The sequence below is a fragment of the Nocardioides sp. CCNWLW239 genome (assembly GCF_037137035.1).
Taxonomy (GTDB): Bacteria; Actinomycetota; Actinomycetes; order Propionibacteriales; family Nocardioidaceae; genus Nocardioides.
This window is the reverse complement of the sequence record NZ_JBBBNW010000008.1, coordinates 18,364-41,259: the sequence shown is the minus strand read 5'-3', so window position 1 is coordinate 41,259 and position 22,896 is coordinate 18,364. Positions and strand designations below refer to the sequence as shown.

18 protein-coding genes and 3 riboswitches are annotated in these 22,896 nt (G+C 71.5%); of the genes, 12 read left to right on the top strand and 6 right to left on the bottom strand.

The genetic code is table 11. The annotated features are described in order from the left end of the window. The first annotated feature begins 3 nt into the window (after positions 1-3). The 8 genes from pcaDC to WBG06_RS23675 all read left to right on the top strand — a co-directional run bounded on the left by pcaDC (position 4) and on the right by WBG06_RS23675 (position 10,674). The gene (gene pcaDC / locus WBG06_RS23710) at positions 4-1,155 is read left to right on the top strand and encodes a bifunctional 3-oxoadipate enol-lactonase/4-carboxymuconolactone decarboxylase PcaDC (protein WP_336739849.1); all 1,152 of its coding nucleotides are present in this window, start codon (positions 4-6) and stop codon (positions 1,153-1,155) included. 9 nt (positions 1,156-1,164) lie between these two features. Further along, positions 1,165-2,613 (top strand): phytoene desaturase family protein, encoded by a 1,449-nt coding sequence (locus WBG06_RS23705; protein ID WP_336739848.1) that lies wholly within the window; start codon positions 1,165-1,167, stop codon positions 2,611-2,613. 10 nt (positions 2,614-2,623) lie between these two features. Next, on the top strand, positions 2,624-3,187 hold the full coding sequence (locus tag WBG06_RS23700) for a GNAT family N-acetyltransferase (RefSeq protein ID WP_336739847.1): 564 nt from the start codon (positions 2,624-2,626) through the stop codon (positions 3,185-3,187). Further along, a riboswitch (cobalamin riboswitch) is annotated at positions 3,187-3,306 on the top strand. (Overlaps the previous gene by 1 nt.) 34 nt (positions 3,307-3,340) lie before the next feature. Beyond that, the gene (cobN, locus tag WBG06_RS23695; protein ID WP_336739845.1) at positions 3,341-7,021 is read left to right on the top strand and encodes a cobaltochelatase subunit CobN; all 3,681 of its coding nucleotides are present in this window, start codon (positions 3,341-3,343) and stop codon (positions 7,019-7,021) included. Then, complete coding sequence (gene cobF / locus WBG06_RS23690; RefSeq protein WP_336739844.1) at positions 7,018-7,791, top strand: precorrin-6A synthase (deacetylating); 774 nt, start codon at positions 7,018-7,020, stop codon at positions 7,789-7,791. Before cobN ends, cobF begins: the two co-directional genes overlap by 4 nt. After that, the gene (locus WBG06_RS23685) at positions 7,788-9,236 is read left to right on the top strand and encodes a cobyric acid synthase (RefSeq protein ID WP_336739842.1); all 1,449 of its coding nucleotides are present in this window, start codon (positions 7,788-7,790) and stop codon (positions 9,234-9,236) included. Before cobF ends, WBG06_RS23685 begins: the two co-directional genes overlap by 4 nt. Then, complete coding sequence (locus tag WBG06_RS23680; protein ID WP_336739840.1) at positions 9,233-9,973, top strand: cobalt-precorrin-6A reductase; 741 nt, start codon at positions 9,233-9,235, stop codon at positions 9,971-9,973. The genes WBG06_RS23685 and WBG06_RS23680 overlap by 4 nt, the downstream gene beginning before the upstream one ends. Before the next feature lie 50 nt (positions 9,974-10,023). Beyond that, entirely contained in the window at positions 10,024-10,674 is a 651-nt protein-coding gene (locus WBG06_RS23675) for a (2Fe-2S) ferredoxin domain-containing protein (protein ID WP_336739838.1), read from the top strand. 24 nt (positions 10,675-10,698) lie between these two features. On the opposite strand, the gene WBG06_RS23670 is transcribed toward WBG06_RS23675, so the two are convergent. Together WBG06_RS23670 and WBG06_RS23665 are read right to left on the bottom strand one after the other, a co-directional pair. After that, positions 10,699-11,478: a CbtA family protein gene (locus WBG06_RS23670; RefSeq protein WP_336739836.1), complete on the bottom strand. Its 780-nt coding sequence runs from the start codon at positions 11,476-11,478 to the stop codon at positions 10,699-10,701. Next, entirely contained in the window at positions 11,478-11,693 is a 216-nt protein-coding gene (locus WBG06_RS23665; RefSeq protein WP_179659100.1) for a CbtB domain-containing protein, read from the bottom strand. The genes WBG06_RS23670 and WBG06_RS23665 overlap by 1 nt, the downstream gene beginning before the upstream one ends. Before the next feature lie 233 nt (positions 11,694-11,926). Continuing rightward, positions 11,927-12,144, top strand: a riboswitch (cobalamin riboswitch). 124 nt (positions 12,145-12,268) lie between these two features. Here WBG06_RS23665 and WBG06_RS23660 point away from each other — a divergent pair. The 3 genes from WBG06_RS23660 (at position 12,269) to WBG06_RS23650 (ending at position 15,471) form a co-directional block, all read left to right on the top strand. Further along, on the top strand, positions 12,269-13,267 hold the full coding sequence (locus WBG06_RS23660) for a ribonucleotide-diphosphate reductase subunit beta (protein WP_336739832.1): 999 nt from the start codon (positions 12,269-12,271) through the stop codon (positions 13,265-13,267). Beyond that, a complete protein-coding gene (locus WBG06_RS23655; RefSeq protein WP_336739830.1) occupies positions 13,267-14,970 on the top strand; it encodes a ribonucleotide reductase N-terminal alpha domain-containing protein in 1,704 nt (567 codons plus the stop codon). The genes WBG06_RS23660 and WBG06_RS23655 overlap by 1 nt, the downstream gene beginning before the upstream one ends. A 141-nt stretch (positions 14,971-15,111) precedes the next feature. Further along, positions 15,112-15,471: a (2Fe-2S) ferredoxin domain-containing protein gene (locus tag WBG06_RS23650; RefSeq protein WP_336739828.1), complete on the top strand. Its 360-nt coding sequence runs from the start codon at positions 15,112-15,114 to the stop codon at positions 15,469-15,471. On the opposite strand, the gene WBG06_RS23645 is transcribed toward WBG06_RS23650, so the two are convergent. The 4 genes from WBG06_RS23645 to WBG06_RS23630 are packed head-to-tail and all read right to left on the bottom strand — an operon-like array spanning position 15,459 to position 21,515. Continuing rightward, complete coding sequence (locus WBG06_RS23645) at positions 15,459-16,385, bottom strand: cobalamin biosynthesis protein (protein ID WP_336739826.1); 927 nt, start codon at positions 16,383-16,385, stop codon at positions 15,459-15,461. The two genes, WBG06_RS23650 and WBG06_RS23645, sit on opposite strands and share 13 nt — an antisense overlap. After that, positions 16,382-18,826: a cobyrinate a,c-diamide synthase gene (locus WBG06_RS23640; protein ID WP_336739824.1), complete on the bottom strand. Its 2,445-nt coding sequence runs from the start codon at positions 18,824-18,826 to the stop codon at positions 16,382-16,384. The genes WBG06_RS23645 and WBG06_RS23640 overlap by 4 nt, the downstream gene beginning before the upstream one ends. Next, on the bottom strand, positions 18,820-19,434 hold the full coding sequence (gene cobO, locus WBG06_RS23635) for a cob(I)yrinic acid a,c-diamide adenosyltransferase (protein ID WP_336739822.1): 615 nt from the start codon (positions 19,432-19,434) through the stop codon (positions 18,820-18,822). The genes WBG06_RS23640 and cobO overlap by 7 nt, the downstream gene beginning before the upstream one ends. Beyond that, positions 19,434-21,515 (bottom strand): VWA domain-containing protein, encoded by a 2,082-nt coding sequence (locus tag WBG06_RS23630; RefSeq protein ID WP_336739820.1) that lies wholly within the window; start codon positions 21,513-21,515, stop codon positions 19,434-19,436. The genes cobO and WBG06_RS23630 overlap by 1 nt, the downstream gene beginning before the upstream one ends. Positions 21,516-21,540: 25 nt before the next feature. Next, positions 21,541-21,680, bottom strand: a riboswitch (cobalamin riboswitch). 16 nt (positions 21,681-21,696) lie between these two features. Here WBG06_RS23630 and cbiE point away from each other — a divergent pair. Further along, positions 21,697-22,896: a precorrin-6y C5,15-methyltransferase (decarboxylating) subunit CbiE gene (gene cbiE, locus WBG06_RS23625; RefSeq protein ID WP_336739819.1), complete on the top strand. Its 1,200-nt coding sequence runs from the start codon at positions 21,697-21,699 to the stop codon at positions 22,894-22,896.

Sequence of the window (22,896 nt, the reverse complement as noted above, 5' to 3'; positions counted from 1 at the left end):
GTCATGACCCCGAGAATCACCGCAGTCGAGCTGGCCGGAGACGCGAGCAAGCCGCTCCTGGTGGTCGGACCGTCCCTGGGCACCTCGGTGACCGCGCTGTGGAGCGCCACCGCTGAGCTGCTCGCGGACAGCTTCCACGTCATCGGCTGGGAGCTCCCGGGCCACGGCCACGGCACCCCCACCACCGACGCGTTCTCGATGGCCGACCTCGCGGCCGGCGTCCTGGCGAGCGTCGACCGGGTTCTCACCGACCGCGGAGAGCGCCACGGCGCCTTCGCCTACGCCGGCGACTCGGTCGGTGGGGCTGTCGGGCTCCAGCTGCTGCTCGACGCGCCCACTCGGGTGGAGGCCGCGGTGCTCACCAACACCGGCGCCAAGATCGGCGAGCCCGCGGGCTGGAACGACCGGGCAGCGACGGTCCGCGAGGCCGGCACCGCCTCCCAGATCGCCGGATCCACCCAGCGCTGGTTCGCCCCCGGCTTCCTGGAGCGCCAGCCCGAGCGGGGCGGCATCCTGCTCCACTCGCTGCGCGACGCCGACGCGGAGAGCTATGCGCTCGTGTGTGACGCACTGGCGGCGTACGACGTCCGCGGCCGACTCGCCGAGATCACCGCGCCGGTCCTGGCGATCGCCGGGGTCGACGACGCCCCGACCCCGCCGGCCTCGCTCGAGGAGATCGCCGTGGGCGTGCGCAGCGGGCGGCTCGTCGCCCTCGACGGCGTCGGCCACCTCGCTCCCGCGGAGGCACCGCACGCCGTCGCCAGCCTGATCACCTCGCACGTCACCGCGGCGGACCCGGCCTATGCGGCCGGGATGAACGTACGCCGCCAGGTGCTCGGCGACGCTCACGTCGACCGGGCCACTGCCGCGATCACCGACGTCAACCGCGACTACCAGGACCTGATCACCCGCTACGCCTGGGGCACGATCTGGACCCGCCCGGGCCTCGCCCGTCGTGACCGTTCGATCGGTGTGCTCACCGCCCTGGTCGCAGGTCGCCACTTCGAGGAGCTCGAGTTCCATCTCCGCGCCGCGCTCACCAACGGGCTGACTCGCGAGGAGATCATCGAGGTGATCCTGCAGACCTCGATCTACGTCGGCGTGCCCGCCGCCAACACCGCCTTCGCGGTCGCCAACCGGGTCCTGAACGAATAACTTGTCGCCATGACGCACACCGCAACCGTCGTCGGCGCCGGTCCCAACGGCCTGGCGGCCGCGATCGTGCTGGCGCGTCATGGAGTGCAGGTCACGGTCCTCGAGGCCGGCGAGACGGTCGGCGGCGGCACCCGAACCGCCGAGCTGACCCTCCCCGGCCTGCGCCACGACGTCTGCTCGGCGATCCATCCGCTCGGGGTGGCCTCGCCCCTCTTCCGCGAGCTGGAGCTGGAGAGATACGGCCTGACCTGGCGCTTTCCCGAGATCGAGCTCGCCCACCCGCTCGATGGGGGCGAGGCGGCGCTGCTGCACCGTTCGGTCGAGACGACGGCTGCCGGGCTGGGTGCCGATGGACGGCGCTGGGAGCAGGTGTTCGGCCCCGTCGTGCGCGACTTCGACTCGCTCACCGACCAGATCCTCGCTCCGCTGCTGCGCCTGCCGAGGACGCCGTTCCGGATGGCCGGCTTCGGGCTCCGGGCCGCTCCGCCGGCGACCGTGCTCGCGCGGGCGTTCCGGGAGGAGAAGGCGAGAGCACTCTTCGCGGGCTGCGCCGCGCACGCGTTCCAGCCACTCGACCGGCCCGGCACCTCGGCGGTGGGCACGATGCTCGTGGTCAGCGGGCACCGGCATGGGTGGCCCGTCGCCGAGGGCGGCTCCCACTCGATCACCCTCGCCCTGGCGAGGCTCCTCGAAGAGCTGGGCGGCACCGTCGTCACCGGCGTCACGGTCCGCAGCCGCGCCGACCTGCCCGAGGCGGACGTCACCCTCTTCGACACCAGCCCCGGCGGCTTCGCCGACATCGTCGGGGACGCTCTGCCGCAGCGGCCACGACGGGCCATGCGGCGGTGGCAGCACGGACCGGCGGCATACAAGCTCGATCTGGCGCTACGCGGCGACATCCCCTGGCGCGACCCGCAGGTCGGGCGCGCGGGCACCGTGCACCTCGGCGGGACGATCGCGGAGGTGGCGGCGAGCGAGCGGGCGATCGCGGACGGCCGGATGCCGGAGCGACCGTTCGTGCTCGTGGGACAGCAGTACGTCGCCGACCCGTCGCGCTCGGCCGGCGGCCTCAACCCGGTCTGGGCCTACGCCCAGGTCCCGCACGCCTACGAGGGCGATGCGACCGACGCGGTCCTGGCCCAGATCGAGCGCTTCGCACCCGGCTTCCGTTCGCAGATCGTCGACACCCACGTCACCACCCCGGCCGACTATGCGGCCTACAACCTCAACTACGTCGGCGGCGACATCGGCAGCGGCGCCAACACGCTGCGCCAGCTCGTCATCCGCCCCACCCTCGCCACCTACGACACCGGCATCCCGGGGATGTTCCTGTGCTCCGCCGCGACGCCGCCGGCGCCGGGCGTGCACGGCATGTGCGGCTACCACGCCGCCCGACGGGCGCTGCGCCACCTCGGCCTGGCCCAGAAACCAGGTGCCGGCGGCGTACCTCGTGGTTAGCCTCTCGCTCATGCCCCAAGCGATCCTGCACACCGAGCGCCTCGAGCTGGTCCCGCTGAGCGAGGAGCACCTGCCGTTCCTGGTCGACCTCAACTCCGATCCGGTGGTGCTGCGCCATCTGTTCACCCGGGCGCTGACGCCGGCGGAGACCGAGGAGCGGATGCACACGTGGCTCCGCTCGGCGCGGGAGACGGAGGCGCTGGGCAAGTGGATCGGGTACTCGGCGGCGGGTGAGGCCGTCGGGCTCTACATGTTCGAGCTGCCCGACAACCCGCCGCGCACCGATGCGGCCGAGCTCGGCTATCGGCTCCCCCAGCGGAACTGGCGGCAGGGCTACGCGAAGGAGGGCTCGCTCGAGCTGCTCCGGCACGGGTTCGAGGATCTCGGCATCGAGCGGGTGATCGCGCAGACGATGGCCGTCAACGAGGCCTCCCGCGCGACGATGGTCTCGGTCGGGATGAGCTTCGTACGCCGCTTCGACCAGGAGTGGGAGGAGCCGCTGGCCGGGCACGCGGACGGTGAGGTCGAGTACGAGATCACCCGCGAGGCCTGGCTCGCCCACCGCGCGGGGTAGGCTGCGGGCACGCTCGTGGTGCAGGAACCCGGTGAGAGTCCGGGGCGGTTCCGCCACTGTGATGTCCGTGCTCGAGAGCGCGGACGCAGCCAGACACTGGCCACGGGTGATCCGACCGATCGACGGGGCGAGAACCCCTAGGAGGAACCCGGCATGGCCGACTCTGCACGCGTACGCATCGCCCTGCTGTCCACCTCGGACACCGACCTTCTCTCGGCCCGCGCCAGCGGCGCCGACTACGCCTGGGCGAACCCGTCGCGGGCCACCGACCTCGAGGCCGTCGTCGCCGACGCGGACCTGGTCGTCTTCCGGCTCCTCGGTTCGCCGTCCGACCTGTGGGACGGGCTGGGCGCCGTCAAGGAGCGCGGCATCCCGGTGGTGGTCCTCGGTGGCGAGCAGCAGCCGAGCGCCGAGCTGATGGAGCACTCGACGGTGCCGATCGGCGTCGCCGCGGAGGCACACCGCTATCTCGCCGAGGGCGGGCCGGCCAACCTCGCCCAGCTGCACGCGTTCCTCTCCGACACGGTGCTGCTGACCGGGTTCGGGTTCGAGCCGCCGGCGGAGGTGCCGGCCTGGGGGTTCGCGGAGCGGGTCTCGTCTGTCGGGGATCTCGACAAGCTCGATCACCGGACGGCGCTCGATCACCGGACGGCGCTCGATCACCGGACGGCGCTCGATCACCGGACGGCGCTCGATGACCGGCCTCGCATCGGGATCCTCTACTACCGCGCCCACGAGACCAGCGGCAACACCGCGTTCGCGCACGCCCTGGCCGATGCCATCGACGCGACCGGGCAGGCCACCGGCGTACCCGTCTTCGCAGGGTCGCTGCGCTCGGCCCCCGACGATCTCTACGAGGCGCTCGGCAGCCTGGACGCGCTCATCGTGACCGTGCTCGCGGCCGGCGGCTCGGTGCCCGCGTCCGCCTCCGCCGGTGGCGAGGACGAGGCCTGGGACGTGGAGCGGATGGCGGCGCTGGACATCCCGGTGCTGCAGGGCCTGTGTCTGACCTCGTCGCGGGCGGAGTGGGAGGCCTCCGACGACGGCGTGACGCCGCTCGACTCGGCCAACCAGATCGCGATCCCGGAGTTCGACGGGCGGATCATCACCGCCCCGTTCTCCTTCAAGGAGCTCGACGAGCAGGGCCTCCCCCACTACGTCGCCGACCCCGAGCGGGCCGCGCGGGTGGCCCGGATCGCGGTCAACCACGCCCGACTTCGCCACACGCCCAACGCCGAGAAGCGCCTCGCGCTGGTGCTCTCCGCCTACCCCACCAAGCACGCCCGCATCGGCAACGCGGTCGGCCTGGACACCCCGGTCTCCGCGATCCGGATGCTCCGCCGGCTCCGCGAGGAGGGCTATGACCTGGGGCAGGACAACGAGGTCGTACGCCTCCTCGACGGCGCTGACGACACGGCGGCCGGTGACGCGCTGATCCACGCGCTGATCGCCGCCGGTGGTCAGGACGAGGAGTGGCTGACCAACGCGCAGCTCACCGACGCCCACGTCCGGATCTCCAAGGCGTCCTACGACGAGTGGACCAAGGATCTCCCCGCTGACCTGCGCGAACAGATGGTCGAGACCTGGGGCGAGTCGCCGGGGAACCTGTTCGTCAACGACGACGGCGAGCTCGTGCTGGCCACGCTCCAGGCCGGCAACATCGTCATCCTGATCCAGCCGCCGCGCGGGTTCGGCGAGAACCCGGTCGCGATCTACCACGACCCGGACCTGCCGCCGTCGCACCACTACCTCGGCGCCTATCGCTGGCTCGAGCACGGCTTCCGGGCCGACGCTGTGGTGCACCTGGGCAAGCACGGCTCGATGGAGTGGCTGCCCGGCAAGAACGCCGCACTGTCGGCCTCCTGCGGCCCGGATGCCGCGATCGGCAACATGCCGCTGATCTACCCGTTCCTGGTCAACGACCCAGGCGAGGGCGCGCAGGCGAAGCGCCGCGCGCACGCGACGATCGTCGACCACCTGGTGCCGCCGATGGCCCGTGCGGAGTCCTACGGCGACATCGCCCGGCTGGAGGGGCTGATGGAGGAGTACGACCGGATCTCCTCCATGGACCCGGCCAAGCTGCCCGCCATCCGCGGCGAGATCTGGCAGCTGATGAAGGCCGCCGAGCTCCACCGCGACCTCGGCATGGAGGAGCGGCCCGAGGACGACGACTTCGACGACTTCATGCTGCACATCGACGGCTGGCTATGCGAGATCAAGGACGCCCAGATCCGCGACGGTCTGCACGTGCTGGGCGGCGCTCCCGAGGGCGAGGCGCGGGTCAACCTGGTCCTCTCGATCCTGCGGGCCGCACAGGTGTGGGGCGGCGTCGGCGGCGCCGTGCCCGGCCTGCGGGCCGCACTCGGCCTCAAGGAGGGTGCCGACACCCGGGCCGTCGACGAGATCGAGACCCGGGCGCGCGACCTCGTGCAGCGGATGGACGCGGCCGGCTGGGACCCGGCCACCGCCGAGACGCTCCATGACGACCCGGCGGTTCAGCAGGTGCTGGCCTTCGCCGCGACCGAGGTCGTCCCCCGGCTGGCCAAGACGACCGACGAGCTGTCCGCGATCCTGCACGCCCTGGACGGCGGCTTCGTCCCCGCCGGGCCGTCGGGGTCGCCGCTGCGGGGGCTCGTCAACGTACTCCCCACCGGGCGCAACTTCTACACCGTCGACCCGCGCGCGGTCCCGAGCCGGCTGGCCTGGCAGACCGGCCAGGCGATGGCCGACTCGCTGCTGCAGCGCTACCTCGACGAGACCGGCGACTACCCAGCCTCGGTCGGGCTCTCGGTGTGGGGCACGTCCGCAATGCGTACGGCCGGCGACGACATCGCCGAGGTGCTCGCGCTCCTCGGCGTACGTCCCGAGTGGGACGAGGCCTCGCGCCGGATCACCCACCTCGAGATCATTCCGCTCGAGGAGCTGGGACGGCCCCGGATCGATGTGACCGTACGCATCTCCGGGTTCTTCCGCGACGCGTTCCCGCACGTCGTCTCGATGCTCGACGATGCGGTCCGGATGGTGGCCGACCTCGACGAGCCGGCCGAGGACAACTTCGTCCGCGCGCACACGCTCGCCGACCTCGCCGAGCACGGCGACCAGCGCCGGGCGACGTCGCGGATCTTCGGCTCCAAGCCAGGCTCGTACGGCGCCGGGATCCTGCAGGTGATCGAGGCCGGCAACTGGCGCTCCGACGCCGATCTGGCGGATGTCTACACGGCCTGGGGCGGCTTCGCCTACGGCCGTGACCTCGACGGCGCTCCGGCGGCCGACGACATGCGCGCCAACTACCGCCGGATCAAGGTCGCCGCCAAGAACGTCGACTCGGCCGAGCACGACATCGCCGACTCCGACGACTACTTCCAATACCACGGCGGCATGGTCGCCACCGTCCGCGCGCTGACCGGCTCGGACCCCAAGGCGTACGTCGGCGACTCCACCTCCCCCGACGCCATCAAGACCCGCACGCTGCAGGAGGAGACCAACCGCGTCTTCCGGGCCCGGGTGGTCAACCCGCGCTGGATCTCGGCGATGCAGCGCCACGGCTACAAGGGCGCCTTCGAGCTGGCCGCCACCGTCGACTACCTCTTCGGCTTCGACGCGACCGCCGGTGTGGTGCAGGACTGGATGTACGAGAAGCTCGCCCGCGAGTACGTCCTGGACGAGACCAACCAGGAGTTCATGCGGACCTCGAACCCGTGGGCGCTGCGTGGGATCGTGGAACGGCTGCACGAGGCGGCCGAGCGCGGGCTGTGGGAGTCCCCCGACCCCGAGCTGGTCGCGCAGATGCAGGAGATCTATCTCGACATCGAAGGCGATCTGGAGGACGAGTGACGCGTCGGATCAAGATCATCGGCGTCGGGCCCGGGGACCCCGACCAGGTCACCCTCGAGGCCGTCGCCGCGATGCGGTCGGTCGACTACTTCCTGGTCACCGACAAGTCCGGCACGGTGAAGAAGGGCATGCCCGACCCGCTGGTCCGGGCTCGTGAGGAGCTCCTCGACCGACACCTCGACCAACCCGCACGGGTGGTCAAGGTCGACGACGCACCCCGCGAGCGTCGCGAGGAGTTCACCGGGACCGACGAGGACTACCAGGCAGCCGTCCGGGACTGGCACCGCGCCCGGGTCGAGCGTTACCTCGCCGTGCTCGCTGAGCATCCCGGCGACGTCGGCTTCCTGGTCTGGGGCGACCCGGCCTTCTACGACTCCACGATCCGGGTCGTCGACCAGATCGCCGAAGAGCTCGACGTCGAGGTCGACGTCATCCCCGGCATCTCCTCGGTGCAGCTGCTCGCCGCCCGCCACCGCCTGGTCCTCCACGACGTCGGGCGCCCGCTCTACGTCACCACCGGCCGCGCGGTGCTCGAGGCCGTCGAGGCCGGGCACGACAACCTCGTGGTGATGCTCAACCGCGTCGTCGACCTCCCCGGGCTCGAGGACTGGCGGATCTGGTGGGGCGGCAACCTCGGCACGCGTGAGGAGGAGCTGGTCGCAGGCACGGTCGGCGAGGTCCTGCCGGCGATCGAGACCGCTCGGGCACGGTTGCGCGAGACGTCCGGCTGGGTGATGGACATCTATCTGTTGCGAGCCCCGCGCCGATGAGCGGGCTGCTGGTCGCCGGCACCACCTCGGATGCGGGCAAGTCGGTCGTGACGACCGGGCTGTGCCGGGCGTTCGCCCGCCGTGGGGTGAAGGTGGCGCCCTACAAGGCCCAGAACATGTCCAACAACTCGATGGTCTGCGAGGGACCCGACGGGACGACGGCGGAGATCGGCCGGGCGCAGTGGGTGCAGGCGCTGGCGGCGCGCGTCACCCCGGAGCCGGCGATGAACCCGGTGCTGCTCAAGCCCGGCTCCGACCGCCGCAGCCACGTCGTGCTGATGGGGCATCCCGCGGGCGAGGTGTCCTCCCACGACTGGGAGGCGGGGCGCCGTCATCTGGCGACCGCGGCCCATGCGGCGTACGACGATCTCGCCTCACGTTTCGAGGTCATCGTCGCCGAGGGTGCCGGCAGCCCGGCCGAGATCAACCTGCGCGCCGGCGACTACGTCAACATGGGGCTCGCCCAGCACGCCGGGCTGCCGACCGTGGTCGTGGGCGACATCGACCGTGGTGGGGTCTTCGCGGCGATGTACGGCACCTTGGCCCTCCTCGAACCCGAGGACCAGGCCCTGATCAGCGGTTTCATCATCAACAAGTTCCGCGGCGACGCGGGTCTGCTGAAGCCCGGGCTCGACTCGCTGGAGTCGCTCACCGAGCGCCGGGTCTTCGGGGTACTGCCCTGGGACCCGTCGCTGTGGCTCGACTCCGAGGACGCGCTCGATCTCGAGGGACGCCGCGCGGCGGCCGGCGCGACCCGCAAGGTCGCGGTCGTACGTCTCCCCCGCATCTCCAACTTCACCGACGTCGACGCGCTCGGTCTGGAGCCGGACCTCGACGTCGTCTTCGCGGCCTCTCCGGCTGACATCTCCGACGCCGATCTCGTCGTGCTGCCCGGCACCCGGTCCACGATCAGCGACCTCGCCTGGCTCCGCTCACGCGGGCTCGACGTGGCCCTGACCGAGCACGTACGCCGGGGTCGCCCGCTCCTCGGGATCTGCGGTGGCTTCCAGATGCTCGGCGGCACGATCGCCGACCCCGAGGGTGTCGAGGGGTCCGTGGCTGAGGTCGAAGGACTGGGCCTGCTCGACGTACGCACCGACTTCACCCCCGCCAAGAACCTCCGTCTTCCCACCGGGTCGGCGCTCGGGGTCGAGGCGAGCGGCTACGAGATCCACCATGGCCGGATCACCCGCGGCGACGGGGTCACAGAGTTTCTCGGTGGCGCGCGGTCCGGCCAGGTCTTCGGGACGATGTGGCACGGATCCTTGGAGGGCGACGCCCTTCGCGGCGCGTTCCTCGCGGCGACGCTGGGTCGTGAGCCGTCCGGCGTCTCCTTCCCGGCCGCCCGTGAGCGACGCCTGGACCTGATCGGCGACCTCGTCGAGAAGCATCTCGACGTCGACGCGCTGCTCGAGCTGGCTCGAACGGGACCGGTAACCCGATGAGACTCCTGATCCTGGGCGGGACCGGGGAAGCGCGAGACCTGGCGGCACGGCTGGTCGAGGCGGGCGTGGACGTCACGTCCTCGCTGGCCGGCAGGGTGGCTCGGCCCCGGCTTCCGGTCGGCGCGGTCCGGATCGGCGGGTTCGGAGGGGTCGAGGGCTTGAGGGGGGCTCTCGACCACTTCGACGCGGTCGTCGACGCGACGCACCCGTTCGCACGCGGCATCTCGGCCAACGCCGCCGCGGCCTGCGCACGGACCGGACACCCGCTGCTCCGGCTGGAGCGGCCGGGCTGGCCGGCGGACCCCGCCTGGTCCTACGTCGACACCCACGACGAGGCCGCCGCGCTCGCCGCCGATCTCGGGCGGCGGCCCTTCCTCACGGTCGGGCGCCAGGAGCTCGCCCGGTTCGTCGCGCCGCTCGCCGGCCACCAGGCCCTCGCCCGCGTCGTCGACCGGCCCGACCTCGACCTTCCCGAAACGTGGACCCTCCTGACCAGCCGTGGCCCCTACGAGATCGAGGGCGAGCTCGCGCTGATGCGCGAGCACGGGACCGACGTGCTCGTCACCAAGGACTCCGGCGGCACCTTCACCTGGCCGAAGATGGCCGCCGCGGCCGAGCTGGGCGTGGGGGTGGTCATCGTCCGTCGGCCCGCCGGCCCCGCCGAGGTCGCGAGCGTCAACGACGTCGCCGAAGCGGTGACGTGGGTGCTGGGTATGACAGAGGGTCCGACCTCGTGAATGCCTTCACAAGGTGGGACCCTCTGTCGCAGGCACGAGTTCTCGTGGGGATGTCCGTGACCGACGTCGACCGGCGCGACGAGCTGGTCGGCTGGGCGCGCGACCACGACGCGAGCATCGCCTTCCTGCAGATGGGCGACCCGTCCCTCACCCGCGAGCTGACCCGTCTCGCTGACGCCGGCGCCGCGACCATCACGCTGATCGGCATCAGCCTCGGCCCGCTGGCGCCAGGTCACTCCTGGTTGCGCCGGATCGCCGCGCACTGGTGGCGCGAACGTACCGGGCGTCGTCCCGAGATCCAGGTAGCGACCCGGCTCGCGACCACGCCCGACGAGGTCGCCCCGACGAGCACGGAGACCCGCCCGATCACCGGCACCGAGCCCGGGCTCACCTCGCCCGCGTGGGAGCGGGTCCCCGGCCACGTACGCCAGGTGCTGATCTGCCGCGGCCCGCGCTGCACCGCGAAGGGCTCGGAGGAGACCGCCAGGGCGGTGATCCTGGGCGCGATGGAGGCCGGTCTCGGCGACGACGACCTGCTGATCACCCACACCGGCTGCCAGTTCCCGTGCAACCAGGCGCCGGTGCTCAGCGTGCAGCCCGACGACGTCTGGTACGGCAACGTGGACGCGGCCGCCGCCCGGGTGATCGTGCGCGATCACCTGGACGGCGGCCGTCCCGTGGAGGCCTACCGCCTCAAGTGACCGGTGGTCGAGCTTGTCGAGACCTCACAGGCTGGCGGCCAGGGCCTTGCGCTCCGCGACAGCGCGCTCTGCCGCGTACAGACGAATGACCAGCCCGGTCAGCGCCACTCCGAGCACACCCCACATCGTGGCGAGCGTGATCAGCGAGGCCCGGCGGAAGAACCACAGCGTGTCGGCCGGGAAGTCGCCGACCTCGTTGACCGTCGTGAACAGCTGCCCGGCGACGACCATCACGACCAGGTAGGCCGCGATCGCCCCGACGACGGCGAGGTAGGTGCCGAACCGTCCGCGCAGCCGCACCGCGGCGTACGTCACGACCACCGCCGCCACGACCGAGAGGGCCTGGAAGGCGAAGTAGACCGCGGTGCGGACGCCGATGGTGTCGCCGCTTCCGACCGCCGGCGGTGTCGCCGGGTATTTGAGGAACGGCACCAGCGCGACCGCCACGAACCCGATCAGGGTGACGAGCGCCGTCGACTGTCCCGGGGTGAGCCGCCCGAGGCGGCCCATCGTGGCGGCGGCGACCAGCCCGAGGATCCCCCCGAGGGCGACGCCGACCGCCAGGGTGCCGGTCAGCAGCCCCCAGGTGCTCTGGTTGGTGCGGGAGACCTCGGCGGCCTCCTCACCACCCTCGTCACCCTCGGCGGCATGGGAGTGCGAGTGTCCGTCGGCACCGGCCGACTCCTCCAGCGCGATGGCAGCACCGACCTGCGGCTCACCGACGGAGTACGCCACCAGGAAGGTGGCGACTCCGGCGAGGAGTCCAGCTAGCAGGCCGCGTACGAGAAAGGCACGCGGGCTCATCAGTGGCAGGGGTAGCCGAGCAGATGGCGACCGTCGTGGACCCACTCGTGGACGAGCGTGCCGGACGGGATCGAGACGGCGCCCTGGTCGGCGCTGATGAAGAAGAGCACCAGCAGACCGAGCAGACCGAAGAAGAGCGCCCAGGGGGCGAGCTCACGGAGCGGGATGGTGGGCAGATCAGCACCGGCAACCGGCGCCACAGCGTGCTGCGACATATGTCCTCCTCAGGGATACGTGCGTCCCTGTTCGTTGGGGTTGGACGGACACTCGGGTCTGACTCCACCGCCGCGAGGCGATGTCACAGTAGCGCGACTGTGCCGGATTCCCACCGGCTTCCTCATGTCCGTTGGCGGCATCATGCCACGTCGGGGCTCCGGTCGCACCCATGCCGTTCCACAGAGCCGACGAAACACTAGATCTAGGAAGTTGCATTGATGTAGTTCCCGCATATAGTGGTGCCCGCAGCTGGTTCTCCCTCCTCGACATCGGGGTGGGAGAGGCAAGAGGGAACCCGGTGTGAGTCCGGGACTGCCCCGCAGCGGTGAGTGGGAACGACCGCCGTCACGAAGCACTGGGAGCAAGCCGGCTCCTGGGAAGCGACGGCCACTAGGACCGAGCACGATGACGCCCACGAGTCCGAAGACCTGCCAGTGCCCACCTCATGGTGGGGTCCGCGACCTCGAGGGAAGGTCAGGGGATCGAGCGCGTACGACGCCGTCCTCTCCTGCCCTGGCACGGATGCACGAGACATCCGAGCGGGCCGCGGGGCCCGTCAGAGAAGGGCACGGACATGATCGACACCGAGGGTCTACCGATCCGCACCGAGAAGTCGGCGTACGTCTTCGACTATCCGATGGCCGAGGACCTGGCCAAGAAGCAGCGCAGCATCTTCTGGACCGCCGAGGAGATCCCGGTCGAGAACGACAAGCAGGACTTCCTGGTCAACATGACCGACGCCGAGCAGGCGGCGGTAAAGACGACGCTGAAGCTGTTCACCATCTACGAGCTGATCCTGGGCGGCGAGGTGTGGGGCGACCGGATCTTCCACGCGTTCCAGCGTCCGGAGATCCAGATGATGGCCAACGCCTTCTCGTTCGCCGAACTGAACATGCACGCGCCGTTCTACGCGAAGCTCAACAAGGTCCTGATGATCGACACCGAGGAGTTCTACGACTCCTACAAGAACGACCCGGTGCTGGCCGAACGGATCCAGTTCGTGTGGGATGCGATCGCCGACGAAGACCTGCTCTACGCGCTGAGCGTCTTCACGCTGATGGAGAACTGCGTCCTCTACTCCAACTTCGCCTTCCTCAAGCACTTCCAGTCCGGTGGGAAGAACCTGCTGCAGAACGTGATCAGCGGCATCAACTTCTCCGCCCGTGACGAGAACCTGCACGCCACCGGGGGTGCCTGGTTGTTCAACACAACGCTGGACGAGTACGCCGCGACCGTGCCGGCCGACAAGTTCGAGGCCGAGCGTGGGGACCTCTTCGCGCGCGTGCGCGGCGTCGCGGAGCACCTCTACGCCCACGAGGCCCGGATCGTCGAGATGCTCTTCGCCGACGGTCCGATCGCCGGGATCGAGCAGGCCGACCTGGAGGCCTTCGTGAGGTCCCGGGTCGACATGACGCTGGAGAGCATGCGGATGGAGCCGCTGTTCGGCGTCGAAGCCAACCCCATCGCCGAGTGGTTCTACAACGGCATCAACGGCACCCAGTTCCACGACTTCTTCCAGGTCACCGGCAACGAATACAACCGCAACATCGGCGAGACGGAGTTCGAGTTCTGATGACCACAGGGAACAGCAGCTGGGAAGCCCTCTCCGCCGAACGCAAGGCGCTGCAGGCCGAGGGCACCGTGCCCGCGTTCATGACCACGGCGGGCTACGCCATGTTCAAGGCCAAGTACACGGTCGCCGACCAGAGTGTCCGCGAGCGCTACGAGACGATCGCCCGGACGGCCGGGGAGCTGGCCGACGAGATGTACGCCCGCGAGGACGGCGTCTCCTGGACCGAGCCCTTCTTCGAGGCGATCTGGAACGGCTGGCTCTCGCCGTCCACTCCGGTCCTCTCCAACCTCGGCACCGACCGGGGCCTTCCCGTCTCGTGCGAGGGGTCGTACGTCGAGGACTCGGTCTGGGGCTTCTACGAGACCCTCAAGGAGGCCGCGATCCTCTCCCAGAACGGGTTCGGCACCTCGGCGTACCTCGGTGACGTTCGACCCCGCGGCGCGAAGTTCAGCGACAACGGCAAGGCCAACGGCGTGGTCCCGGTCTTCTGCAACTTCGTGGAGATGACCAACCAGATCAGCCAGGGCGCCACCCGCCGCGGCTCTTGGGCGGGCTACCTGCCGGTGGACCACCCGGACTTCTACGAGCTCGCCGACCTGCTGTTCCGCGAGCCGGCCAACAAGAACGTCGGCTGGATCTTCAGCCAGGCGTTCATCGACCGGATGCTGGCCGGGGACCGCGACGCGCTGGAGCGCTACCAGCGGGTGCTGAAGATCCGGGTGGTGCTGGGCAAGGGCTACATCTGGAAGGTCGACACCGTGAACGCGGCCCAGACCGAGTCCTATCGCGCCAACGGGCTGGAGAACAAGGCCTCCAACCTGTGCTCGGAGATCACCCTGTTCAGCGACGAGGACCACTCCTACACCTGCGTGCTCTCCTCGCTGAACCTGTCGACCTACGACGAGTGGAAGGACCAGGACACGGCGTACGTCGCGACCGTCTTCCTCGACGCGGTCGCCGAGGCGTTCCTGCGCAAGGCCCGCACCATCCGCGGCCTGGAGCGGGCGGTGCGCTACACCGAGAAGGCCCGCAGCCTGGGGCTGGGTGTCATGGGCTACCACGACTACCTGCAGAAGCAGCGGGTGCCGTTCGAGTCGGACAAGGCGGCGGCGCTGAACAAGGACATCTTCGAGCGGATCTCCTCGCGCGCCGACGCGGCCTCGCGGTGGATGGGTTCGGTCGCGGGCATCCCGGAGTGGTGCGTCGGTCGCCGCAACTCCCACCTGATGGCCATCGCGCCGACGATGAGCACCGCGGTGATCGTCGGCGGCACCAGCCAGGGCATCGAGCCGTACGTCGCCAACGTCTGGAACCAGACCACCTCGGCCGGCGAGATGCCGCGGGCCAACCAGAACCTCGTCGAGGTGATGGAGGAGCGTGGCGTCTACGACCAGGCGCACATCTCCGACATCATCGATAACGGCGGCTCGGTCCAGCACGTCGACTGGCTCGACGAGCACGAGAAGGACGTCTTCAAGACGGGCTACGAGATCGACCAGGAGATCCTGCTCGCCCGGGCCTCGGACCGGCAGGTCTACATCGACCAGGCTCAGTCGCTCAACCTGTTCTTCCAGGCCGACGCGACCCCGCAGTACATCAGCAAGATCCACAAGCTGGCGCTGCTCGACCCGAACATCAAGAGCCTGTACTACCTGCGCTCGCGCGCCGGCGTCCAGGCCAGCAAGCAGACCCGCACCAACTGACCGGTTCGACAGAGAGGCATGACCATGAACGAGACCCCGACCACCGACGCCATCGACGACCTGACCTGGGACGACTGGAGCGACGCCGAGGTCTGTGCGATCGAGAACGGCCCGGACTGCGCGGCGTGTGAAGGCTGATCGATGAGCGACGCCGCTGCCGGGCGACCGACGCTGACGGTCTGCCGCGGCTGCTGCTGCGGGACCGAGCGGAAGTCGCCCGGGGTCGACCATGCGGCCGTGCTCACCACGCTCAACGCAGCGGCCGGGGAGTCGGCGACGATACGCGTCGCCGACTGCCTCGGCCCCTGCGAGCGCGCCGACGTCGTGGTCGTCGGCCCCTCACCCGAGGGGCGGCAGCGCGGGGCCCGGCCCGTCTGGGTCGCCCGGGCCGGCTCGGAGCGGGTCGCCGGCGCGCTGGCCGAATGGACCCGCGCCGGCGGGCCGGGCATCGCCGAGGCACCACCGGCGGTCATGGCCCGGGCGTTCCGTCAAGGGCGCTGAACGACCACCGCGTACCCCGCCGCGACCAGCGCCGCGCCGATGCCGACCCGGCGGGCCAGGGTGGTGGCGCTGACGATATCCGCAGGGCTGGCGGCGCGGCCGTCGCCCATCACCGCGCGGTGCTCGATCCGGTCGCCGTAGTAGCGGTTGGTGCCGCCGAGGCGGATGTCGAGGGCACCGGCGAAGGTCGCCTCGACGACGCCGGCGTTCGGGCTCGGGTGTCCGGCGGCGTCGCGGCGCCAGGCCTGCCAGGCCTGCCGCGCCCGCGACGGCGCCGCGGCCAGGGTGAGCAGGCCGGACAGGCGCGAGCCGGGCAGGTTGAGCAGGTCGTCGAGGCGGGCGCTCGCCCAGCCGAAGCGCTCGTAGCGGTCGTTGTGGTGGCCGACCATCGCGTCGAGGGTGTTGGCGGCGCGGTAGCCGAGCAGGCCGGGTACGCCGCCGAGCGCGCCCCACACCAACGGCGCGACCACCGCGTCGGAGGTGTTCTCGGCCACGCTCTCCACCACGGCGCGGGCGACCTCGGAGGCATCGAGCTCGGCGGTGTCGCGACCCACGAGGTGCGTCAGCCGCTGCCGTGCGGCGGGCAGGTCACCTGCATCGAGATGGGCGTGGACGGCCAGCGCCTCCCGCTCCAGCGAACGGCCACCCAGGACCGCCCACGTCGAGGCCGCGGTCACCAGCGCCGTCCCGATCCGGCCGGGAGCGAGCCGCTCGGCAGCGGCGCCGAGGGCCACCGCTCCCCCGACCAGGGCGGCGGCGTGCAGGACGCCACGCGCACGGTCGTCGGCATACCAGGCCTGCTCCGCCCTCATCGCGACCGTGCCGAAGCCGGCGACCGGATGGTGGCGCCGCGGGTCACCGAGAATCCGGTCGAGCAGGAACCCCAGAAGGAGCCCGACTGCCCGCGGCCTCACGGGCTGACCCGGGTGAGCGCCTCGAGGAGGCGATCGGTCATCTCCGCCGGACGGACCGCGATCCGCACCCAGTCCGGGCCGAGCCCCGGGAAGGTGTCGGCGCGGCGTACGGCGATGCCGTGCTCGCGCAACGCCTCACGGACTCCGGCCCCCGGACGGGCGAGGACGAAGGAGGCGGCCGAGGGGACGTACTCGATCCTCAGCTCACGCAGCCCCGTCTCGAGACGGTCGCGCCAGCCGGCGATCCGCTCGGCGCGCTCGCGGGCCTCGCCGCTCGCCCGCTCGGTCGCACAGGCCAGCATCGCGGCAGCGGCGGTCGCCGAGACCGACCAGGGCGTACGCACGGCCTCGAGGTCGCCGATCGCCACCGGATCGCCGACGACGTAGCCGGCTCGGACGCCGGGGATCGACCAGTGCTTCGTCAGGCTGCGGATCACGAGCAGCCCGTCGGCCCGATCGGCGGTGAGTGTCTCCGGCTCTCCGGGGACCGCGTCCATGAACGCCTCGTCGACCACGACCAGCCGGCCGGGGCGCAGGAGCGCTCGGAGGGTGGCCGCGGGATGGAGTACGCCGGTGGGGTTGGTCGGGTTGCCGACGACGACCAGGTCCGCGTCCTCGGGCACTGCGCTCGGGTCGAGGACGAAGCCGTCCTCGACGCGGAGCCGGACCTCGGTGACCGGGTGGCCGGCCTGCTCGAGCGCCGCATGCGGCTCGGTGAACTGGGGATGGACCACCACCGGCTTGCGCCAGCTTCTCGCCCGGGCGACCAGCGTGAACGCCTCCGCCGCCCCCGCCGTCGGGAGCACCTCCCCGCGCTCGCGGCCGTGGTGCTTGGCCAGCGCCTGCCGCGCCGGCTCCTCGTCGGGGTAGGCGGTCGGCGCGAGCGAGTCGTGGAGCGCCTGGTCCAGCCACGCCGGTCGTCGGTCCGGGTAGACGTTCACCGCGAAGTCCGACAACCCGTCCCGCACCTCGACGTCGCCGTGATGCCGCAACGGATCAGCGACACGGTCGCCTGACTCGCTCGATTCGACAGTTGTGGTCTCGAGTGTGGTCTCGAGTGTGGTCTCGAGCCGCCTGACGGGAGTGACGGCTCGACCGACGGCGTCGGCGAAGCGGCGAGCCAGGTGTGGGTGCCCGGCCCAGTGCACATGGAGGTAGGACGCGTGGACGGTGTCGCTGCTGAAGCCGGTCGAGGCACCGTCGACCGTCCAAGCGGCCTGGGTCCCGGCGGGAGGGGTCGTGGTGGTGCGGTGGAACTCGTGGCCGGTGACCTGCTCGCCGACGCGGGTGAGGAGGGAGTCGGAGGCGGCGACCGCGACCGGGTAGCGCAGGGTGAGGCGCTCGCTCATCGCGGCCCGGGTGGGGATGGCTCCGGCCATGGGTACGCCGTCGAGGGACTCCGCCAGGTAGAGCAGCCCGGCGCACTCGGCAGCTGTCGGGATCCCGGCCTCGACGGCGGCCCGGAGGTCGGCGAGCAGGCTTCGGTTGGCGGCGAGCTCGGCGGCGTACATCTCCGGGAAGCCACCACCGAGGTAGATCCCCCTCGTGCCCTCGGGGAGCGCCTGATCGGTGAGCGGGTCGAAGGAGCGTACGTCGCAGCCTGCCGCCTCGAGGAGCTCCTCGGTCTCGGGATAGCGGAACGTGAACGCCCGCCCGCCCGCGACGGCCACGACCGGACGGTCGCGCCCGGGCGAGGCTTCGATCCCCAGCGCCGTGGCCAGGTCCCACGGCTCGGCCTCGAGGTCGGGGGCCGAGCGGGCGACGTCGAGCAGGGCGGAGAGATCGAGGTGGGCAGCGACCTGCTCCCCGAGGCGCTCGATGAGGGCGACCGACTCGTCGCGTTCGGCGACGGGGACGAGACCCAGGTGACGCGAGGGCGTCGCGAGCGACTCGTCCCGCGGCAGCAGACCGAGCACCGGCAGCCCGATCTGCTCCAGCGCGCGTCGGATCTCATCGGCGTTGCGCCCCGGAGAGCAGCGGTTGAGCACGACTCCCCCGATGCGTACGGACGGATCGAAGGCCACCATCCCGGCGGCGATCGCGGCAGCGGAGCGGGACATCCGGGCGACGTCGAGGACCAGGACGACCGGCGAGGAGGTCAGGCCCGCGACGTGGGCGGTGGAGGCGAAGCCGTCGGTGCCGAGGCGGCCGTCGTAGAGGCCCATGACCCCTTCGATGATCGCGATGTCGGCCCCGGCGGCACCGTGGAGCAACAGCGGCACCACCCGGTCGACGCCGACCAGGTGCGGATCGAGGTTGCGTCCGGGTCGCCCGGTGGCGAGCGCGTGGTAGCCGGGGTCGATGTAGTCCGGCCCGACCTTGTGGCCGCTGACGATCAACCCCGCAGACGTACGCAGCGCCGCCATCAGCCCGGTCGCGATCGTCGTCTTCCCCGAGCCCGTCGACGGGGCCGCGACCACGAGCCGCGGCAGGGTCACCATTCGATGCCCCGCTGGCCCTTCTGGCCGGCGTCCATCGGGTGCTTGATCTTGGTCATCTCGGTGACCAGGTCGGCGACCTCGATCAGCTCGGGCGCAGCGTCACGACCGGTGATCACCACGTGCTGGCGCCCGGGCCGCGCGGCGAGCACCGACGCCACCTCCTCAGCCGAGACCCAGCCCCATTTGATCGGGTAGGTGAACTCGTCGAGGACGAGCAGGTCATACGTCTCCGCGGCCAAGCAGCGCTTGATCTCGGCCCATCCCTCGGCGGCAGCCGCGGCGTGGTCCTCGGCGTCGCCCTGCTTGCGCGACCAGGACCAGCCCGAGCCCATCTTGTGCCAGTCGACCGGACCGCCCTCGCCGGTCTCCTCGTGCAGCGCACCGAGCCGCTCCAACACCGTCTGCTCGCCGATGCGCCACTTGGCCGACTTCACGAACTGGAAGACCCCGATCCGCCAGCCCTGGTTCCACCCGCGCAGCGCGAGCCCGAAGGCGGCGGTCGACTTCCCCTTGCCGGGCCCGGTGTGGACCATGATCAGCGGTCGGTTGCGGCGCTGGCGGGTGGTGAGCCCGTCGTCGGGTACGTTGAGCGGCTGTCCCTTCGGCATCAGGCCGCTCCCTTCCCGCTGTGGGTGTAGCCCTGCACCGCGGAGGTCAGCGCTTCCGCACTCACCTCGGCGACCGGCACGTGCTCGGCGCCGAGGTGCGCGGCCAGCTGACGGGCCAGCCCGAGCCGCATCGGCCCGCTCTCGGAGTCGATGACGACGGTGGTGACACCCAGACCGGCGACGTACGCTGCGGCCTGCTGCGAGCGCCGCACCGCGTCCTTCCCGTCCTTCTTGGCGTTCGCACGACCATCGGTGACGACCACCAGCAGCGGTCGTAGGTCGGGGTCGCGCAGCCGCTCGCGTTGCAGCACCCGGGCGGCTTCGAGGAGACCTTCGGCCAGCGGCGTGCGTCCCCCGGCGGGCACCTCGTCGAGACGCGCTGCGGCGAGGTCGACCGACCCGGTCGGCGGCAGCACCAGCTCGGCACCTTCGCCGCGGAAGGTGATCATCCCGACCTTGTCGCGGCGCCGGTAGGCATCGAGCAGCAGCGAGAGCACCGCCGCCTTCACCTGCGCCATCCGTTTGCGCGCCGCCATCGACCCGGACGCGTCCACGCAGAAGAGCACCAGGTTGGCCTCGCGTCCTTCGCGGACCGCGGTGCGCAGGTCCTCGGCCCGCAGCTCGACCCGTCCGGACGTACGTCCCCGGGCGCCCTGCTTCCCCGCCGCCGCCTTGAGCGTCTCGACGAGGTGCAGCGACCCTCGGCCGCTCTCCCGCGCCCCGATCCGGCGGCCGGTGCTACCGATCGCCTTGCTCCGCCCGCCGGTGCGGCCGGTGCCGAGACCGGTGACGGTCAGCAGGCGGGGGCGGTAGGCCGGTGCGGCCGCGGTGACGGACTCCCCTGCGGGAGCGGAGGGCGTGGGCGGGGCCTGAGGCTGGTCGTCCACAGCGTCGGCTGCCTCGGGCTCGCCACCATCTCGCTGGCGCTCGCCGGGATCGACCGACGGAGGTTCGGCATCTGTAGAACCGTCCTCGTTGGGCGGAGCCGGGTCGGACCCGTCCTCCGGCCGACCGTCCGGCCCACCCTCCGGCGGCTCCGGCGGCAGCTCCTCGTCCCCGAGGATCCGGTCGAGCAGGTCCTCGTCGATCCCCGGAGCGTCGAACGGGTTGCGCCGACGCCGGTGCGGCAGGGCGAGCAGCGCAGCCCGGCGGATGTCGGCACGGGTGACCTCCGAGCGCCCGGCCCAGGCGGCGTGTGCGACCGCGGTGCGGGCGGTGACGATGTCGGCGCGCAGCCCGTCGACCTCGAACGCCGCGCAGACCTCGGCGATCTTGAGCAGCCCGGGCTCGGTGAGCCGGACCTTCCCGACGAGCTCACGTGCGGCGGCGATCCGGGCGGTCAGCGCCCGGTCGTCCGCGCCGAAACGCTCGACGAAGGCATCGGCGTCGAGGTCGAAGGCCATCCGGCGACGTACGACCTCGGCCCGCAACGACGGATCCCGCGGCGCCGCGACCTCGACGGTGAGTCCGAAGCGGTCCAGCAGCTGCGGACGCAGCTCGCCCTCCTCGGGGTTCATGGTGCCGATCAGGACGAAGCGGGCGGCGTGGGAGACCGAGACGCCGTCGCGCTCGATCGAGACCCGGCCCATCGCGGCAGCGTCGAGCAGCAGGTCGACGAGGTGGTCGTGGAGCAGGTTGACCTCGTCCACGTAGAGCAGCCCGCGGTGGGCCCGAGCCAGCAGACCCGGCTCGAACTCGACGGCACCCCGCGAGAGCGCGCTCTCCAGGTGGAGCGAGCCGACGACCCGGTCCTCGGTGGCCCCGACCGGGAGCTCGACCAGCCGCACCGGCCGGCTCTCCACCGCGGCAGAGGACCCGAACGGACCGTCCGGCGACTCCGCGGACGGGTCGGCGGGGTCGATCGAGAACCGATCCCCCGCGTAGACCGAGATCGAGGGCAGCACGGCCGCCAGGCCGCGTACGGCCGTCGACTTCGCTGTCCCCTTCTCACCACGGACGAGGACCCCGCCGATCTCCGGGGAGATCGTGGTGAGCACGAGCGCGAGGCCCATGTCGTCGAGTCCTGTGGCCGAGTCGGCCTGGCAGCCGAGGACGGCAGAAAATGGGTAGTGCACCGGCATGAGAGGCTCCCGCTCCCTATCGCGTTGATTGGTTGGGCGCGGGGCCGGTCTTCGGACTTACCGAGTCCCCCGTGGGGGCTCGGCTCACCGCAGCGGGCCTGTGCCGGATTCTCACCGGCTTCCCAGATTCTCCCCAGTCGGGGCACCTCGCGCCTGTGCGGTCACTGTAGCGTCTGGCCCCATGATCGTCGTGGTGGGCATCGGTGCCGGAGGTTGGGACGAGATTCCCGTACGTCACCAGCTGCTGGTCCGGGAGGCCTCGGTCATCCTCGGCGGCAAGCGCCATCTCGACCTGGTCCCGGACGTCCCCGGCCAGCGCCGTGAGCCCTGGCCCTCTCCGCTCCGCGACGGCCTACCTGCCCTGCTCGACGACCTCGGCGGCTCCGGCGACCTCGGCGGCGTGGTCGCGCTGGCCTCCGGCGACCCGCTCGTCTCCGGCATCGGCACGACCCTGATCGAGCTGCTCGGTCCGGAGAACGTACGCATCGAGCCCGCCGTCTCCTCCGTCGCCCTCGCCCGCGCCCGGATGGGCTGGCCGGCCGAGACGTGCGCGGTGGTCAGCCTCGTCGGCCGCGACGTCGCGCTCGTGGCCCGCGAGCTCGCCCCCGGCCGCCGGATCCTGGCGCTCTCCTCCGACGGATCCACCCCCGGCCGCATCGCGAAGCTCCTGGTCACAGCAGGATTCGGCGCCTCGCCGATGACCGTCCTGGGTGACCTGGGAGCAGAGGCGGAGAGTGCGCAGACCGCGACCGCCTCCACCTGGGTCGGGGAGTCACCGCGCCTCAACATCGTGGCCATCGAGTGCGTCGGCACGCCCCTCGGTGGCTGGGTCGCGGGGCTGCCCGACGACGTCTTCGAGCACGACGGCCAGCTGACCAAGCGCGACCTGCGGGCCTCGGCGCTGGCACGCCTCGCCCCGGCCCCGGAGCAGCACCTCTGGGACGTCGGCGCAGGCGCCGGGTCGGTGGGGATCGAGTGGATGCGGGCGCACCCGACGTGCACCACGACCGCGATCGAGGCCAACACCGAGCGGGCGGCCCGGATCGCCCGCAACGCGGCTCGCCTGGGCGTCCCCGGGCTGTGCGTCGTCGAGGGCCGCGCCCCTGATGCACTGGCCGGTCTCGCCGGCCCCGACGCGATCTTCATCGGCGGTGGCGCGACCCGGCCCGGTGTGCTCGACGCCTGCCTCGCGGCGCTGCGACCCGGAGGCCGGATCATCGTCCACGGCGTCACCCTGGAGACCGAGCAGCTCCTGGCGAGACAGCACGCCGAACGGGGTGGTGAGCTGACCCGGATCTCGGTGGAGTCCGTCGACGCGATCGGCACCTTCCGTGGCTGGGCTCCGCAGCGAACGGTGGTGCAGTGGGCCTTGCGTACGTAG

Coding starts and splice junctions, on each gene's coding strand:
- pcaDC (WP_336739849.1), top strand. CDS start 4: ATGACCCCGAGAATCACCGCAGTCGAGCTGGCCGGAGACGCGAGCAAG.
- WBG06_RS23705 (WP_336739848.1), top strand. CDS start 1,165: ATGACGCACACCGCAACCGTCGTCGGCGCCGGTCCCAACGGCCTGGCG.
- WBG06_RS23700 (WP_336739847.1), top strand. CDS start 2,624: ATGCCCCAAGCGATCCTGCACACCGAGCGCCTCGAGCTGGTCCCGCTG.
- cobN (WP_336739845.1), top strand. CDS start 3,341: ATGGCCGACTCTGCACGCGTACGCATCGCCCTGCTGTCCACCTCGGAC.
- WBG06_RS23685 (WP_336739842.1), top strand. CDS start 7,788: ATGAGCGGGCTGCTGGTCGCCGGCACCACCTCGGATGCGGGCAAGTCG.
- WBG06_RS23680 (WP_336739840.1), top strand. CDS start 9,233: ATGAGACTCCTGATCCTGGGCGGGACCGGGGAAGCGCGAGACCTGGCG.
- WBG06_RS23675 (WP_336739838.1), top strand. CDS start 10,024: ATGTCCGTGACCGACGTCGACCGGCGCGACGAGCTGGTCGGCTGGGCG.
- WBG06_RS23670 (WP_336739836.1), bottom strand. CDS start 11,478: ATGAGCCCGCGTGCCTTTCTCGTACGCGGCCTGCTAGCTGGACTCCTC.
- WBG06_RS23665 (WP_179659100.1), bottom strand. CDS start 11,693: ATGTCGCAGCACGCTGTGGCGCCGGTTGCCGGTGCTGATCTGCCCACC.
- WBG06_RS23660 (WP_336739832.1), top strand. CDS start 12,269: ATGATCGACACCGAGGGTCTACCGATCCGCACCGAGAAGTCGGCGTAC.
- WBG06_RS23655 (WP_336739830.1), top strand. CDS start 13,267: ATGACCACAGGGAACAGCAGCTGGGAAGCCCTCTCCGCCGAACGCAAG.
- WBG06_RS23650 (WP_336739828.1), top strand. CDS start 15,112: ATGAGCGACGCCGCTGCCGGGCGACCGACGCTGACGGTCTGCCGCGGC.
- WBG06_RS23640 (WP_336739824.1), bottom strand. CDS start 18,826: ATGGTGACCCTGCCGCGGCTCGTGGTCGCGGCCCCGTCGACGGGCTCG.
- cobO (WP_336739822.1), bottom strand. CDS start 19,434: ATGCCGAAGGGACAGCCGCTCAACGTACCCGACGACGGGCTCACCACC.
- WBG06_RS23630 (WP_336739820.1), bottom strand. CDS start 21,515: ATGCCGGTGCACTACCCATTTTCTGCCGTCCTCGGCTGCCAGGCCGAC.
- cbiE (WP_336739819.1), top strand. CDS start 21,697: ATGATCGTCGTGGTGGGCATCGGTGCCGGAGGTTGGGACGAGATTCCC.